Below are 14,578 nucleotides of genomic sequence, written 5' to 3'. Positions count from 1 at the left end.
CCTCCAGCCCTCTTAAATTTCATCCGTCTTCGGAGTTTCTTCCAGCTCCTCACGGGTTTCAGCAGCTTCTTCTGCTGTCACGGAAATAGTTTCTGCTGCAACGGGCTCTGCTGCGGCTTCTTCTGCTTCGTGGCTTTCCGGCTCGATCGTAACAAAACCTTTCTCAATCTCTTCTACTGCGATTGATAACGGTTTCTTGCCGCGGCTGTTCACAAAAGCTTCCTCTCCTGCAATCAGCTGTCTGGCTCTTTTTGCGGTTGCGAGAACGATGGAATACCGGCTGTTTACTACCGGAGTATCACCTTCCTCTACCTCACTGTTGATCGTTTTCATTAAGTCTGTATAAGACGGATGTAACATAATTATTCTCCTTTCGCAAAACCCTTCAGGTCCTGTCTGATTTTTTCTATTCTTTCTTTGTTATGTTCCATCTTGCGATGTTCTCCCTCGATAATACCGTGTACCTGCTCAACACATTTCTCCAGCACATCGTTGATCACCAGATAGTCATACTCTTCCATTCCCTCGGACTCCTGCACAGCTCGGGCCAGTCTCTGGGCAATCACCTCCGGTGATTCGGTTCCCCTTCCTTCCAGACGTTCTTTTAACGTCTTTGCATCCTTTGTGCTCACAAAAAGGAGAACTGCATCTGGATATTGTTCCTTGATCTTACGCGCACCCTGAATCTCAATCTCCAGAATCACGTCATGGCCCTTCGCCAGCTCTGCTTCTACATAAGCCCTTGGTGTTCCATAATAGTTATTGACATAGCAGGCATGCTCAATAAGCGCGCCCTCTGCAATCATCTGCTCAAACTGTTCCTTTGTCTTGAAGAAGTAAGCAACTCCATCCTCTTCCCCTGGTCTTGGGTCACGGGTTGTGGCAGATATGGACAGTGCATACTGTTCATATCGTGTAGTCAGCTCCTTCATAATTGTACCTTTTCCGGCTCCTGAGAATCCGGATACAATAATTAAAATTCCCTGTCTGTCCATCGGATCTCCCTGCTTTATTTTACTATGTAAATAACCCCTGCTCAATGCTTATTCTAAGTTTTGGATCTGCTCCCTTACCTTCTCTATACCAGTCTTCAGATCAATAGCACAGTCTGCCAAAGCCAGATCATTGGCCTTTGACAGCGTCGTATTCGCTTCCCGGTTCATCTCCTGTGCAATGAAGTCCAGCTTCCTTCCAATACTTCCGCCAGCCTTCAACGCATTCTTCATTGCCTCAATGTGGCTCTTCAGACGCACAATCTCTTCGTCCACACAGATCTTGTCCGCAAAAATAGTTACCTCTGTAGCAATTCGCCCCTCATCCATCTGGGTATCTGCAAGCAGTTCCAGCACTTTATTTTCCAGCTTCGTGCGGTATTCTTTGACAATCTGCGGAGAACGTTCTTCAATCATTGCTACGAGATCAAGCATCTCATCCAATTTCACCAGAAGATCGGTCTTCAGTGCTTCACCTTCCCTCACACGGGTCTCTACAAACTTCTCACAGGCTCCGCGTACCGCCTGTTCCAGCATCTGCCAGATCTCTTCCTCATCTTCCTGCTGGTCTTCCAGCGTAAGCACCTCCGGACATCTTGCCAGATCGGTAACTTTTACATTATTTTCAAGAGCAAACTCTTCCGCCATCTGCCGGAAATAATCCATGTACTGAGCGGCAACCGCCCTATTATAAGTAAGTGCTGCTCCTTTGCTGCTCAGATCTTCATAAGTGATAAACACATCAATCTTACCGCGCTGCACATACTCTTTCAGAAGAGTCCGAATCGCAGATTCAAAAAAATTCAGCTTCTTCGGCATCTTGAGCGTCACATCCAGATAGCGGTGATTAACTGTTTTCATCTCCACCGTGATCTTACGCTCTCCTTCGGACAGCTCATAGCGTCCGAAACCCGTCATACTTTTCAACATATTCATCGTCCCCAAACGAAATGCGAGGACATTCCCTCGCCATAGTAATTTTCATTATAGTTGATTTTGCCAATAGCGTCAAGTATAATAATGGGGTACGAAAAGGAGATTTATTATGGCTTTTGATGGTATTACCGTTGCCTGCATGGCACATGAATTAAATAAAAATCTTGCCGGCGGCCGCATTTCCAAGATTGCGCAGCCGGAGACAGACGAGCTTCTCTTAACAGTCAAATCCCAGGAAGGGAATTTCCGTCTGCTGCTCTCTGCTTCCGCAAGCCTGCCCCTTGTCTATCTGACTCAGAACAACAAAACAAGTCCTCTGACTGCACCGAATTTCTGTATGCTGCTCCGCAAACACATCAGCGGTGGCCGCATCATTTCCGTTACCCAGCCGTCTCTGGAACGTGTACTCCGTTTTGAGATCGAGCATCTGGATGAGATGGGCGATCTTTGCCGCAAATATCTGATTGTTGAACTTATGGGAAAATACAGCAATATTATTTTCTGCTCAGACCAGGATCAGATTATCGACAGCATTAAACACATATCTGCTCAGATCAGTTCCGTCCGTGAGGTACTCCCGGGGCGCCCGTATTTCATTCCTGAAACTCAGGAAAAGGAAAATCCTCTGACAGTTTCAGAGGAAACATTTATCAGATCAGTCAGTGCCAAAGCAGCAAAACTATCCAAGGCACTTTACACTTCTCTCACTGGATTAAGTCCTGTTGCAGCAGAGGAGATCTGTCACGAAGCATCCCTAGATTCCGACCGTCCGGCCGGAACTTTTGAGCAGGATGAACTCATTCATCTGTACCGGACTCTGAACCGTTATCTGGAACCTCTGGCTTCCGGTAATTACATGCCCTGTGTTTATTACGATGGAAAAAATCCGATTGAGTTTTCCTGTCTGCCGCTGACCCTTTATGACCACTGCCGAAAAGAATCCTATCCTTTGGTTTCCGGCATGCTGGAACACTATTATGCTGAAAAAAATACGCTGACCCGTATCCGACAGAAGTCCACGGATCTGCGCCGTATCGTACAGACTGCTCTGGAACGAAATGTCAAAAAATATGATCTCCAGACAAAGCAGCTAAAAGACACCGAAAAACGTGAAAAATACCGGATTTACGGGGAACTGATCAACACCTATGGATATGATGTTGCCCCCGGAAGTAAAAGTTTCATGGCATTGAATTACTACACCGGTGAAGAAATCACCATTCCACTGGATCCGCAGATTCCGGTACAGGAAAATGCCACTAAATATTTCGACAAATATGGCAAGCTGAAACGTACCTGTGAAGCCGTCACCAAACTTCTGGAAGAGACCGGCGCAGAGATTCAACATCTCCGCTCCATCCAGACTGCTCTGGATATCGCCCTGCAGGAAGAAGATTTAACCCAGATTCGGGAGGAACTGATCCAGTCCGGTTATATTCACAAACGTCCCGCCGGACACAAGAAAGCAAAAATCACATCCAAGCCCTTCCACTATGTATCTTCTGATGGATTCGACATATATGTAGGTAAAAACAACCTGCAGAACGATGAACTGACCTTTCAGTTTGCGAAAGGCAACGACTGGTGGTTCCATGCAAAAGGAGCTCCCGGTTCTCACGTCATTGTTCAGTCCAGCGGAAAGGAACTGCCGGATCGCACTTTCGAAGAAGCCGCACGTCTGGCTGCCTACTATTCCAGCAACCGGAATGCAGAAAAAATAGAAATTGATTATGTAGAGAAAAAACAAGTCAAAAAACCCAACGGTTCCAAACCGGGATTTGTAGTCTACTACACCAATTATTCCATGATGATTGATTCTGATATTTCAGGGATTCAGCAGATCAGCTGACATATTCTCAAAGAAAAAGAAGCCGTAGCTGTCGAATAAATTTTCATTTATTCGACAGCTGCGGCTGTTTTACTAATTGATGTTCAAAACGATCATGGTGTTATCTGTCTGAATCTCCTGACTGATTCCTTCTGTCACATACAGGATTCCATCCTTATCTTCCAGTATCATATCAAAAGCATCCGCGTGGGTCCGCCAATATTCTGCTGCTTTTTCTTCCCCCATCAGATACAGAGAAGTAGACAGCGCATCTGCCAGCATTCCATTTTCAGAGATGATGGACACAGACACAAGTCCACTGTCTGCCGGATAACCGGTTTTCGGGTTTAAAATATGAATATAGGTATTTCCATCTTCTTCAAAATACCTTTCATACCCGCCAGAAGTAATGACCGCTTTATTTTCCACCGGCAGTGCGGCCAGTAAGGATCCCTGCTGCCCATCCGGATTCTGGATTCCAATGTTCCAGTCTTTCCCATCCGGTCTGGTTCCCAGCGTCTGTACATTTCCTCCCAAAGACACCATACCGGAAGTGATCCCATATTCACGATAGATCTCCATAATCCGCGCTGAGGTATATCCCTTTGCAATACCGCCCAGATCCATCTGCTGACCAGTACCAAGCGTCACCTGATCCCCCTCTATCACAATCTGAGATGCGTCTACTTTCGTTAAAGCTTTCTGGAGCTCTGATTCAGTGGGCACATGATATTCCTGTGTTGGGAATCCCCACAGCTGCATGAGTGGATAGATGGTCACATCAAAAAGTCCATCCGTCTCCCTGTAAATCTCCATTGCCTCTGTAAGGATCGTTTTTGTATCATCAGAAAGCGTTCCGCTTCCCTTGGTATTGATTGCAGACACCTCGCTGTCCGGATTACCGGTAGATAACAGCTCATCCAACCGCTGTACTTCCTTCACGGCCGCATCTACTGCCTGCTCACTGTTCTTTCCATAAGCAGTGAAAGACATCACCGTATCCATAGCAAACAGCTGCCTGGTGCATTCTTTATTAACTGTTTCATTCCGATACTGAAGGATACAGCCGGCAATCATGCCGGCTGTTATAATCCCAAGTCCGAATAATATCGGTTTCCGATTCATAATTTACTGTCTGACAATATTCTTTGCCGGGCATTTCTCTGCGCATTTACCGCAGCCCACGCATTTATCATAATCGATATATGCCAGATTTCCTTCCACGTGAATTGCATCATGCTCGCACTGTTTTACACAGGCACCGCATCCGAGACATCCTGCAGAACATACCTTTTTCACTGCAGGTCCTCTGTCTTTGTTGGAACACTGAACCACAAATGCACGGTCTGCGCGAACAACTTCGATGAGTCCCTTCGGACAGGCCTTTGCACACATACCACAGCCTACACATTTGGAAGTATCTACCTTTGCCACACCGTTTACTACATGAATGGCATCATAGGTACAGGCTTTCACACAGGAACCATAACCCAGACATCCAAAAGTACAGGATCCGGTATTCAGGCCTGCCAAAGCAGCTGCACGGCAGTCTTCGATTCCTACGTAATTACATTTTGCAGAGGTATGATCACAATCTCCGGAACATTTTACCTGTGCGGTCTTTTTCTGGGCTGCTTCTGCCTCCACACCCATGATCGCACCGATCTTGTCTACCACATCTGCGGAGCTGACCGGGCAGGCATTGACCGGCGCTTCTCCTGCTGCAATGGCTGCTGCCACTGCATCGCAGCCTGCATAACCGCAGGCACCACAGTTATTTCCCGGGAGACACTCTCTGACTGCAATGGCTTTCTCGTCCACTGCCACATAAAATTTCTTTCCTGCAGCTACCAGTGCAATTCCGATGACAAGACCGATCACACCGATAACTACGGTCGTAATGATAATTTCCTGCATATTCTTCTCCCCCTGTTACAGACCGGCAAAGCCCATGAATGCAATCGACATCAGTGCTGCACACAGAAGCACGATCGGAGCCCCGCGAAACGGTGCCGGAATTGCTTCCTCATCCAGTCTGCCTCTGATACCTGCCAGAAGTACGATGGCAATCGTGTAACCAAGTGCTGTACCAAATCCGCACAGAACACTCTCAAGCAGGTTGTAACCATTCTGTACATTGGTCAGTGCCACACCGAGAACTGCACAGTTGGTAGTAATCAGCGGAAGATAAATTCCCAGTGCCTCATAGATCGCACGGGAGGTCTTCTTTAAGAACATTTCTACTAACTGTACCAGCGCTGCGATGACCAGAATAAACACGATAGTCTTCAGATAGTCAAGATTCAGCGGAGTCAGTACATAATCATACAGAAGGCTTGCCACTGCTGAAGCAATGGTAATAACAAAGATTACTGCGCCTCCCAGACTGGCTGATGTTTTGATCTGCCGGGATACACCCAAGAATGAGCAGATTCCAAGGAACTGGCTAAGCACTACATTGCTGACCAAAGCACTGCTCACCACAATCATAATCAAGGATGTCATGCTTTTTCCTCCTTCTTATCCGTGCAGGACTGAGAGCAGGCAGCACAGCAGCCGTCACAGCCTTCCACCACTTTATTGGCGCGGGTCTTCATACCTACCGCATTCATAATTGCAACAAGGAATGCCAATACCAGAAATGCGCCCGGAGCTTTTACAAAAATACCCACCGGATTATACATTTCCGGAGTCACCTGCATACCGAACAAAGTTCCTGCTCCTACAAGTTCTCTGACCATACCGATCAGAAGCAGGGCAATGGTGAATCCCAGGCCCATGCCGACACCGTCCATAACTGACAGGAATGGCGGGTTCTTGGATGCATATGCCTCTGCACGTCCAAGGATGATACAGTTTACAACGATCAGCGGAATATAAATTCCCAGAGCGCTGTAGATGGATGGGGTATAAGCTTCCATCAGAAGCTCTACCACTGTTACCAGAGATGCCACGATTACGATATATGCCGGAAGACGTACATCATCCGGAACGATCTTACGAACCAGCGAAATGATCAGGTTGGATACGATCAGTACCGCCATCGTGGAAAGTCCCATACCGATACCATTGGAAGCCGACGTGGTAACTGCCAATGTCGGACACATACCAAGCATCAGTACAAAGGACGGATTTTCTTTTACAACACCATTATAGATACGTTCTACCCACGGTTTCATATTCCAGACCTCCTACTTCACATTTGCTGCATAAAAATCCAATGCAGCATTAACTGCGTTAACAATAGCTCCTGAAGAGGTGGATGCACCGGAAACAGAGTTGATATCCGACTCAGATGTGGAATCTCCTGCCTTGTTCAGTGTAAACTGATCGGTCTGTACGCCATTAAACTGATCCTTGAAATCCGGTTCAGCACAAAGCATACCCATTCCGGCGGTCTCGTTCAGTTCTGTGAAGGAGATGCCATTGACCGTTCCATCTGCAGAAATTCCAACAGAGATCGTGATGTTTCCTGCATATCCGTCGCCGCTGGTCACACTGAATACATACCCCGCGGTATTGCCGGATGCATCTTTTCCTACGATGATATCATTAATATATACATTTCCATAAGAAGTACCATAGACTTCTCCGCCAAGTGCTTCCACTGCTGCGCTTAATGTATCGTCATGCTCGAAAGTCTCTGCCTCCGGACATACTTCCTGATAAGAAGCTGCGCTCGCTGCAAGCCGCTGCTCTGCGATAGTATCTGCAGTCATCTCATGCACACCACTTAAGCAGACACCTGCAATCAGGGTGATCACACAAAGAATGACTGCTGCCTTCGGGATCGGGAAACTCTTCTCTCCCTCTTCTTTCTGTTTTCTGCAGCCATAGGGAACCGGTACAGAGATCTCATCGATCAGAGGAGTCACCATATTGCCAATGACAACTGCATAGCTGACAGAGTCTGCAGAGCTTCCGAAAATCCGGAACACACCGCTCAGAACACCAATCAGAATACCATAAAGTAACTGACCGGTAGAGGTAACCGGACTTGTGACCGGATCGGTTGCCATGAAGAATGCTGCCATCATGATTCCTCCGCCTGCCAGATGTGCCAGAAGAAAATTCGGATTGAATCCCTGTCCGCCGAACAGTGCAATAAATGCAGTAAAGCTTACTAAGATTGCTGCCGGAATTTCAAAAGTAATTCCGCCCATTGCCAACAGAATGATGCCTCCAATGAACAATGCAATGGTAGAGTTACCAATGACACCACTGGTATTTCCAATAAACATCTGTATTACATTGACCGCCTCACCTGATGCCATCTGAGCCAGCGGAGTTGCAGAACTGTATCCATCTACCGCATAGTTTGCAACGATACCGCTGAAAGAAATCAACAGGAAACAACGTCCAGCCAATGCCGGGTTCATAAAGTTATGTCCAAGTCCTCCAAACAGGTTCTTTGCAACAATAATTGCAAATACAGCGCCCAGGCACGGGATATAGAGCGGAACACTTGCCGGAATACACAGTGCAAGAAGAAGTCCTGTAACAATGGCGCTGCCATCCTTCAATGTATTTTCTCTATGTGCTATGTAATCAAACACAAATTCTGCCAGCACAGCTGAAATGATGGATGCTGCAATAACCAGCAATGCCTGCATTTTAAAATGCCAGATACCCATGACGGTTGCAGGCAGAAGACACAGGATTACATCATACATGACAACACCTGTCGTCAGCTTGCTCCTTACATGTGGGCTGGAAGAAACATTGTATAATTTACTCATCTTTTTCCTCCCCCTTTACTTTCTTTTAGCCGCCATGATCTCGGCTTTTGTCTGTTTGAACAGCTGCATCAGCGGCCGTTTCGCAGGACAGATAAATGTACAGGAACCGCAGGCAATACATTCCAGACCATACAGTTTCTTCTCATAGCGTTCATAATCTTTTCTCTCGGCTGCTGCTGCCATCATCTGCGGTACCAGGCCAATCGGACAGACCTGACCACAGCGTCCGCAGCGCAAACATGCGGTCTGCTGTTTCTCTGCCTCTGCCACCGGATCTTTTTTCAGAACCGTCAGGGCATTATTGTTCTTATTAACTGCTGCGGAAAGCCACGGCATTGCAAATCCCATCATCGGACCGCCGCACAGGATCTTCTCCGGCTCCTCGCCATCCTTGAATCCGCCTGCCGCTTCCAGCATTTCTTCATATGAGGTTCCGATCTTCACCATCAGGTTGCACGGTTTGTTGACGCCGTCACCGGACACTGTGAAGCCTCTCTCCATCAAAGGTTCTGATTTAGCAACTGCACGATAAATAGCACGGACAGTTGCCACATTGTCTACTACACATCCTACATCTGCAGGAAGCATTCCAAGTTTGATATGTTTTCCTGCTACCACATCCATAATGGCGCGCTCACCACCCTGCGGATACTTCACCTGTACCGGATGAACATGGACGTTGGTTTCGCCGGCGCATGCCTTCTGAACAGCTGCGATGGCTTCCGGTTTATTTTCCTCAATCAGCACAACTCCCTCTGCATTCGGGAAGAGCTGAAGCATGATCTTCAATCCAGCAACGATCTCATCTGCGTAAGTTCTCATGAGCTGATCATCGCAAGTAATATAGGGCTCACATTCTGCGCCATTGGCAATCACATATTTGATGGCTGCCGGATCCTTCGGTGCCAGCTTTACATGGGTCGGGAATCCTGCTCCGCCAAGTCCTACAATACCAGCTGCTTTGACTTTTGCCAGAATCTCCTGGGTTGTCAGCGTAGCCGGATCAACTTCTACACCCACACCTTCGGTCAGCGTATACTCTCCATCATTGGTAACTACGATGGAAAGATCTGTCGTACCAAGTACATTTTCCCGTTTTTCAATTGCTTTTACGGTTCCTGAAACAGAACTGATAATGTTAGCCGATACAAAGCCATCCGCCTCTGCAATGATCTGGCCCGCCAGCACACTGTCTCCTTTTTGAACCAGTGGTTTTGCCGGTTTTCCAATATGCTGATTCAGATGAAAAACCAACTCTCCTTTCGGAAGCCAGGTCTGAAACGGAATATCACGTGCAAATTCTTTTCCGTCATACGGATGCACGCCGCCATGAAATGTTTTCTTATACATATGGCCTTTTCCTCCTTCTCTATCTCCACAGTTGTGATGCAGCAGACTGCCCCATCACAACTATAAAGTATGCACTGCTTAATACTCCTTATTTTACTGCAGCCGGTGCAGCAGCCGACTGTCAACTATCAGCTTCTAATAAAAAATGCTGTATCACTTTGTCAAAATTTAGACAAATGATACAGCACCAATTGCACCTCTGTTTTCTTTTTTCAACTTGTTGTCTAGCCTTCTTATATCCCTCATCAGTCAATATCTCCTATTAGAAACCTTAATTCATTCTAACACGAATTTCTGTTTATGAAAAGTTTTTTCTTCGTTTATTGTTTAACAATTGCATTCCCGTTTCTGTTATGTTAAAATATAATAGTTGAGTTTCATTTTGGAGACGTATCGAAGTGGCCATAACGAGCTTGACTCGAAATCAAGTTGTCGGGTAACCGGCACGTGGGTTCGAATCCCACCGTCTCCGCTAAAAGGCTTTCCCATTGGGGAAAGCCTTTTTCACATTAATGCCAGTCTTTCATAATCTCCAGGATTTCTTCTTCGTAATCTCCTGTCAATTCCTCCTGCTTGCCGCCATGACGGAGATTATTTTCCACGCCCCAGATATCATCATGGAATTCCCAGATATGATAAGGCACGCCGCGGTAATCAAAATCAATGCTGCCGCAGCCATCTTCCTCTGTATATTTGTAGTCCCAGCCGCGATCTTCCAGAAATGCGCGGACTTTTGCCAGTCTCTTTCTATTTTCCATCGTGTTCTTCTTTCTCTTTAGCGGAATGCCAGAAGCATGTCCACATCTTTTCTCTTCGGTGCTGCAGGTTCGTCTGCCGGATAACCAACAGGAATCAATGCGCCAACCCGGATACCTTCCGGCAGCTCCAGAAATGCTGCCACCCTCTTTTCATCATAGATTCCCATAATACAGGTACCTAATCCTTTTTCCCATGCTGCCAGACAGAATGCCTCTGCTGCCACACCTGCATCAAAACACTCCCATGCCTCTCCTCTGGTGGTGGTAAAGGAGCCATCCCGCTCGTAGCCGGAACGTCCGGAAATATAAGTAAGTGCAATCAATGCCGGAGCCTGGCTGATAATATCTCCATTATGAGCAGATCCTTCCGTGCAGTGATCTGCAATCTGCTGCTTTAACACTGGATCTTCCACACAGATATAACGGACCGTCTGGGTATTTTTCCAGCTGGGTGCAAATCTGGCAGTATCCACGATCTCCTCAATCAGTTCGTGCGGAATGCTGTCCTCTTTATATTTTCGAATGCTTCTTCTGTTTTTGATGCATGTGATTGCTTCCATCGCAAATCCTCCTCGCTTTTCATCCTGTTTTCTATTATAATGGGTTCCCTTCCTACTTGCAACTACGGTATTTACACTATATAATACCTTCCAGAAAGGAATTTTCATTATGAATAAACGAAATTACCAGCGTGAACTGGACGATCTGATAAAAGAAATCGAAACAGAAGGTCAAGTTCCCACGCTTCTTCTTCACTCCTGCTGTGCACCTTGCAGCAGCTATGTGCTGGAATATCTGTCCCAGTATTTTAAAATCACAGTTCTGTACTACAACCCGAACATTTATCCGGAAAGCGAGTACCGCTACCGTGCTGAGGAGCAGAAGCGTTTCATCAGTCTTCTTCCTGTAAAGCATCCCATTTCTTTTGTGGAAGGCGATTATATTCCAAAGGATTTCTACCAGACGGTAAAAGGTCTGGAGCACATCCGTGAAGGCGGTGAACGCTGTTTTGCCTGCTATCGGCTGCGGCTTACGGAAGCTGCCAACGCAGCAAAGGAACTGGGGCTTGACTATTTTGCAACTACCCTCACCATCAGTCCCTTAAAAAATGCCCCCAAACTAAATGAAATCGGTGAAGAACTGGCAGACACCTATCATGTCCGCTGGCTCCCCAGCGATTTCAAAAAGAAAAACGGTTATAAACGTTCCACCGAATTATCCCACGAGTATGGCATGTACCGGCAGGACTATTGTGGATGCGTCTTTTCCTATCGTGAACGTCACCCGGAGGCCGTTGCAACCAGCGACGACGCTCCGTTAAATGCCTAACGGGTCGGTACAATCTCCAACCAGTAACCATCCGGATCCTGGATGAAATAAATGCCCATGGAAGGGTTTTCAAAGCAGATACATCCCATCTCTTTGTGCTTTTCATGGGCTGCTTCATAATCATCCACGCGGAATGCCAGATGGAATTCACAGTCTCCCAGATTATATGGACGATCCATTTCTTTCAACCATGCTGTTCTTCTCATCTTTTCCATTTTGCATAATTTTTCATATCTTCTGGCAGTTCCGCGGTCAGTTTCATCTGTTCTCCCGTCACCGGATGGGTAAATTCAAGGCTCCGGGAATGCAGAAGCGGCCGTTCTGCCGAACAATCCTCCGGTGCATAGAGATAGTCACCTGCCAGTGGATGTCCGATGGCTTTCATGTGTACCCGGATCTGATGAGTACGTCCGGTCTCCAGCTGAAGACGCAGCATAGTATAGCTTCCATTGCCCGGTACTTCGCAGACAGCCACCGGTTCATAATGGGTTCTCGCCTGCTCTCCATGCTCTTGATCAATACATCGTTCAATCACAGAATCCGATACTCGCCCAATGGGAAGGTCCACCGTCCCCGGTTCCCGGATTTCACCAGACGCCACTGCCAGATAGGTTCTTTTAATCTTCCTTTCCTTCATGGCACTGTAAAGAACCGCGGCGCTGAACATATTTTTCGCAATAATCAGAAGCCCTGTGGTTCCTGCATCCAGCCGATTTACGCAACGGAACGGAAAATATTCACCCTTTTCCCGGCACCGCCACATAATGCCGTTAGCCAGGGTATTTTCATAATGGTTGATGGATGGGTGGACCGGCAGTCCCGCAGGTTTGTCAATCACCAGCAGATCTTCGTCTTCGTATACCACAGAAAAAGGCAGGCAGACAGGGACAATCCCCTCACTGCCTGCCTCTTCCGTCAGTCGAAGTTTTATCTGGTCACCTGATCGCACCGGCTCCTTTGCAAAAGGACGTTCTCCATTTTTGAAGAGTCCTTTTGTATTTTTCAGATGAGCAAGCACCTGCCGGGAACAGCCTTTGTCACGAAGCCACTCCAGAAGGCTGACGCCTGCTTCTTCCTCCGTTACCGTATAGGTCAGTGTCCGTATCATCTTAATCTACAAGCACTTTCTCGATCTCTGCAATGTACATCGTATGATAATCCTTGTTCGGATACCATTTCTCGTCGCAGCTCTTATCAATAAAGCAAGCCGGATCATAGGGCTGTGCATACAGTTTTCTGCACACCAATACCGTATTGGCTTCCTCAAAATACGGCGTTCCGTTCTCATGTGCCACATGCAGACCTGATTTTGCAATCTTGTCCTCATCGCGGCCGGAAACAGTTCCAAAATAATTCAGAGTCTTTCTGTAATCCTCTCCCAGCACAGATAATGAGAAATGATCTCCAGCGTCAATGAATTCCTTCGTATAACGCTGCGGGCGGATAAATACGTAAGCAACCGGCTTGCCCCACATAATGCCAACGCCTCCCCAGGAAGCAGTCATGGTATTGGTTTTGCCTTCTTTTTCTGCTGTGACCAGGAGCCACTCTTTTCCAATCATCTGAAATGGGTTTTTCTGAAGTTCTTCCGGTTTGATCTCTTTCATGCCAATTCTCCTCTCATTTAGCGGATACGATCGGGAAAGCCAACCTTGCGCTGTACTTTACGCAGAGTCTTGTTTGCCACATATCCTGCTTTTTCTGCATTATTTTTAATAATACTGTCGATATAACCTTTATCTTTGGAAAGCTCTGCATAGCGTTCCTGCAGCGGTTTCAGCACGCTGACCACGGACTCTCCTACCGCCAGTTTAAAATCGCCATAGCCTTTTCCGTCAAATTCTTTCACTACCTCTTCCGGTGTCTTGCCGGTGCAGGCTCCGTAAATATCAATCAGGTTTTTGATTCCAGGCTGTTCGTCGCGATAGAGAATCTGTGCCTCGGAATCCGTCACGGCACGTTTACATTTTCGAATAATGGTATCCGGGTCATCCATCAGATAAATGGACGCATTGGGGTTTTCATCAGACTTGGACATTTTCTTTGTCGGATCCTGAAGGCTCATGATCTTAGCTCCCACTTTACCGATGTATGCCTCCGGAATGGTAAATACATCTCCGTATACACCATTAAAACGCTGTGCAATATCTCTGGTCAGCTCCAGATGCTGCATCTGGTCAATTCCTACCGGAACCACATCTGCCTGATACAAAAGAATATCTGCCGCCATCAGCACAGGATAGGTAAAAAGTCCGGCATTAATATTGTCTGCATGCTTTGCCGCCTTATCCTTGAACTGGGTCATACGGTTCAGTTCACCCATATAGGTAAAGCAGTTAAGAATCCACGCCAACTCTGCATGTCCGGAAACATGGGACTGATAGTAGAGACAGTTTTTCTCCGGATCCAGTCCTGCCGCAATGTAAATCATCAGCAGATTTCTCGCTCTCTGACGAAGAGTTGCCGGATCCTGGCGAACCGTAATAGAGTGCATATCAACCACGCTGTAAAAGCACTCATACTCGTCACACAGAGTCACCCAGTTCTTCATGGCTCCCAGGTAATTGCCAAGAGTCAGGTTTCCCGTAGCCTGCATTCCGCTGAACAATACTTTTTTTTCATTTATCATAACCTTTGATCTCCTTG

16 protein-coding genes, 1 tRNA gene and 2 pseudogenes are annotated in these 14,578 nt (G+C 46.9%); 3 read left to right on the top strand and 16 right to left on the bottom strand.

Annotation, left to right across the window (positions count from 1 at the left end):
- Positions 1–12: 12 nt before the first annotated feature.
- Genes rpoZ through ACZMB2_RS02520 form a run of 3 tightly spaced genes read right to left on the bottom strand, consistent with a single transcriptional unit; the run spans position 13 to position 1,922 of the window.
- Positions 13–360, bottom strand: a complete 348-nt coding sequence (rpoZ, locus tag ACZMB2_RS02530; RefSeq protein ID WP_487595361.1) for a DNA-directed RNA polymerase subunit omega — start codon at positions 358–360, stop codon at positions 13–15.
- Positions 361–362: 2 nt separating this feature from the next.
- Entirely contained in the window at positions 363–995 is a 633-nt protein-coding gene (gene gmk / locus ACZMB2_RS02525; protein ID WP_487595360.1) for a guanylate kinase, read from the bottom strand.
- A gap of 48 nt (positions 996–1,043) precedes the next feature.
- Positions 1,044–1,922 carry a YicC/YloC family endoribonuclease gene (locus tag ACZMB2_RS02520; protein ID WP_487595359.1) on the bottom strand — a complete coding sequence of 293 codons (879 nt, stop codon included), beginning with the start codon at positions 1,920–1,922 and terminating at the stop codon, positions 1,044–1,046.
- 115 nt (positions 1,923–2,037) lie between these two features.
- Between ACZMB2_RS02520 and ACZMB2_RS02515 the strand changes: the two genes are divergently transcribed.
- Positions 2,038–3,777: an Rqc2 family fibronectin-binding protein gene (locus tag ACZMB2_RS02515; RefSeq protein ID WP_487595358.1), complete on the top strand. Its 1,740-nt coding sequence runs from the start codon at positions 2,038–2,040 to the stop codon at positions 3,775–3,777.
- Positions 3,778–3,849: 72 nt separating this feature from the next.
- On the opposite strand, the gene ACZMB2_RS02510 is transcribed toward ACZMB2_RS02515, so the two are convergent.
- The 7 genes and pseudogenes from ACZMB2_RS02510 to rsxC all read right to left on the bottom strand — a co-directional run bounded on the left by ACZMB2_RS02510 (position 3,850) and on the right by rsxC (position 9,845).
- A complete protein-coding gene (locus ACZMB2_RS02510; protein WP_487595357.1) occupies positions 3,850–4,881 on the bottom strand; it encodes an FAD:protein FMN transferase in 1,032 nt (343 codons plus the stop codon).
- 3 nt (positions 4,882–4,884) lie between these two features.
- Positions 4,885–5,673, bottom strand: coding sequence for an RnfABCDGE type electron transport complex subunit B (locus ACZMB2_RS02505; RefSeq protein WP_487595356.1), 789 nt, complete (start codon positions 5,671–5,673; stop codon positions 4,885–4,887).
- Between the two features lie 15 nt (positions 5,674–5,688).
- Positions 5,689–6,261, bottom strand: coding sequence for an electron transport complex protein RnfA (locus ACZMB2_RS02500; protein WP_487595355.1), 573 nt, complete (start codon positions 6,259–6,261; stop codon positions 5,689–5,691).
- Positions 6,258–6,935 (bottom strand): electron transport complex subunit RsxE, encoded by a 678-nt coding sequence (rsxE, locus tag ACZMB2_RS02495; RefSeq protein WP_487595354.1) that lies wholly within the window; start codon positions 6,933–6,935, stop codon positions 6,258–6,260. The genes ACZMB2_RS02500 and rsxE overlap by 4 nt, the downstream gene beginning before the upstream one ends.
- A gap of 12 nt (positions 6,936–6,947) precedes the next feature.
- Positions 6,948–7,547, bottom strand: coding sequence for an RnfABCDGE type electron transport complex subunit G (locus tag ACZMB2_RS02490; protein WP_487595464.1), 600 nt, complete (start codon positions 7,545–7,547; stop codon positions 6,948–6,950).
- Positions 7,548–7,586: 39 nt separating this feature from the next.
- Positions 7,587–8,495: pseudogene (locus tag ACZMB2_RS02485) on the bottom strand (RnfABCDGE type electron transport complex subunit D); the annotation flags it as partial.
- A 15-nt stretch (positions 8,496–8,510) separates the two neighbouring features.
- The gene (gene rsxC, locus ACZMB2_RS02480) at positions 8,511–9,845 is read right to left on the bottom strand and encodes an electron transport complex subunit RsxC (RefSeq protein WP_487595353.1); all 1,335 of its coding nucleotides are present in this window, start codon (positions 9,843–9,845) and stop codon (positions 8,511–8,513) included.
- Between the two features lie 384 nt (positions 9,846–10,229).
- On the opposite strand from rsxC, the gene ACZMB2_RS02475 reads away from it, so the two are divergent.
- Positions 10,230–10,317 (top strand) — tRNA-Ser (locus tag ACZMB2_RS02475).
- 37 nt (positions 10,318–10,354) lie between these two features.
- On the opposite strand, the gene ACZMB2_RS02470 is transcribed toward ACZMB2_RS02475, so the two are convergent.
- Together ACZMB2_RS02470 and ACZMB2_RS02465 are read right to left on the bottom strand one after the other, a co-directional pair.
- A complete protein-coding gene (locus ACZMB2_RS02470; protein ID WP_487595352.1) occupies positions 10,355–10,603 on the bottom strand; it encodes a kinase in 249 nt (82 codons plus the stop codon).
- Between the two features lie 17 nt (positions 10,604–10,620).
- Positions 10,621–11,163: a nitroreductase family protein gene (locus tag ACZMB2_RS02465; RefSeq protein ID WP_487595351.1), complete on the bottom strand. Its 543-nt coding sequence runs from the start codon at positions 11,161–11,163 to the stop codon at positions 10,621–10,623.
- A gap of 109 nt (positions 11,164–11,272) precedes the next feature.
- On the opposite strand from ACZMB2_RS02465, the gene ACZMB2_RS02460 reads away from it, so the two are divergent.
- Positions 11,273–11,932 carry an epoxyqueuosine reductase QueH gene (locus ACZMB2_RS02460; RefSeq protein WP_487595350.1) on the top strand — a complete coding sequence of 220 codons (660 nt, stop codon included), beginning with the start codon at positions 11,273–11,275 and terminating at the stop codon, positions 11,930–11,932.
- On the opposite strand, the pseudogene ACZMB2_RS02455 reads toward ACZMB2_RS02460, so the two are convergent.
- From ACZMB2_RS02455 to trpS, 4 genes and pseudogenes are all read right to left on the bottom strand, one after another.
- Positions 11,929–12,123: pseudogene (locus ACZMB2_RS02455) on the bottom strand (VOC family protein); the annotation flags it as partial. The gene ACZMB2_RS02460 and the pseudogene ACZMB2_RS02455 sit on opposite strands and share 4 nt — an antisense overlap.
- Positions 12,124–12,134: 11 nt before the next feature.
- The gene (locus ACZMB2_RS02450) at positions 12,135–13,040 is read right to left on the bottom strand and encodes an RluA family pseudouridine synthase (RefSeq protein ID WP_487595349.1); all 906 of its coding nucleotides are present in this window, start codon (positions 13,038–13,040) and stop codon (positions 12,135–12,137) included.
- Between the two features lies 1 nt (position 13,041).
- Positions 13,042–13,539 carry a flavin reductase family protein gene (locus ACZMB2_RS02445; RefSeq protein WP_487595348.1) on the bottom strand — a complete coding sequence of 166 codons (498 nt, stop codon included), beginning with the start codon at positions 13,537–13,539 and terminating at the stop codon, positions 13,042–13,044.
- Positions 13,540–13,556: 17 nt separating this feature from the next.
- On the bottom strand, positions 13,557–14,561 hold the full coding sequence (trpS, locus tag ACZMB2_RS02440; RefSeq protein WP_487595347.1) for a tryptophan--tRNA ligase: 1,005 nt from the start codon (positions 14,559–14,561) through the stop codon (positions 13,557–13,559).
- Positions 14,562–14,578: the final 17 nt, after the last annotated feature.

Source organism: Hominiventricola sp., assembly GCF_057604405.1.
The sequence above is the reverse complement of the archived record's forward strand: the minus strand, read 5'-3'. Positions and strand labels throughout refer to the sequence as shown.

What these genes read in the sequence shown, in the direction of transcription:
- gmk (WP_487595360.1), bottom strand. Translation starts at nt 995, where the DNA reads ATGGACAGACAGGGAATTTTAATTATTGTATCCGGATTCTCAGGAGCC.
- ACZMB2_RS02470 (WP_487595352.1), bottom strand. Translation starts at nt 10,603, where the DNA reads ATGGAAAATAGAAAGAGACTGGCAAAAGTCCGCGCATTTCTGGAAGAT.
- ACZMB2_RS02515 (WP_487595358.1), top strand. Translation starts at nt 2,038, where the DNA reads ATGGCTTTTGATGGTATTACCGTTGCCTGCATGGCACATGAATTAAAT.
- ACZMB2_RS02450 (WP_487595349.1), bottom strand. Translation starts at nt 13,040, where the DNA reads ATGATACGGACACTGACCTATACGGTAACGGAGGAAGAAGCAGGCGTC.
- ACZMB2_RS02460 (WP_487595350.1), top strand. Translation starts at nt 11,273, where the DNA reads ATGAATAAACGAAATTACCAGCGTGAACTGGACGATCTGATAAAAGAA.
- rsxC (WP_487595353.1), bottom strand. Translation starts at nt 9,845, where the DNA reads ATGTATAAGAAAACATTTCATGGCGGCGTGCATCCGTATGACGGAAAA.
- ACZMB2_RS02445 (WP_487595348.1), bottom strand. Translation starts at nt 13,539, where the DNA reads ATGAAAGAGATCAAACCGGAAGAACTTCAGAAAAACCCATTTCAGATG.
- rpoZ (WP_487595361.1), bottom strand. Translation starts at nt 360, where the DNA reads ATGTTACATCCGTCTTATACAGACTTAATGAAAACGATCAACAGTGAG.
- rsxE (WP_487595354.1), bottom strand. Translation starts at nt 6,935, where the DNA reads ATGAAACCGTGGGTAGAACGTATCTATAATGGTGTTGTAAAAGAAAAT.
- ACZMB2_RS02520 (WP_487595359.1), bottom strand. Translation starts at nt 1,922, where the DNA reads ATGTTGAAAAGTATGACGGGTTTCGGACGCTATGAGCTGTCCGAAGGA.
- ACZMB2_RS02500 (WP_487595355.1), bottom strand. Translation starts at nt 6,261, where the DNA reads ATGACATCCTTGATTATGATTGTGGTGAGCAGTGCTTTGGTCAGCAAT.
- ACZMB2_RS02465 (WP_487595351.1), bottom strand. Translation starts at nt 11,163, where the DNA reads ATGGAAGCAATCACATGCATCAAAAACAGAAGAAGCATTCGAAAATAT.
- trpS (WP_487595347.1), bottom strand. Translation starts at nt 14,561, where the DNA reads ATGATAAATGAAAAAAAAGTATTGTTCAGCGGAATGCAGGCTACGGGA.
- ACZMB2_RS02510 (WP_487595357.1), bottom strand. Translation starts at nt 4,881, where the DNA reads ATGAATCGGAAACCGATATTATTCGGACTTGGGATTATAACAGCCGGC.
- ACZMB2_RS02505 (WP_487595356.1), bottom strand. Translation starts at nt 5,673, where the DNA reads ATGCAGGAAATTATCATTACGACCGTAGTTATCGGTGTGATCGGTCTT.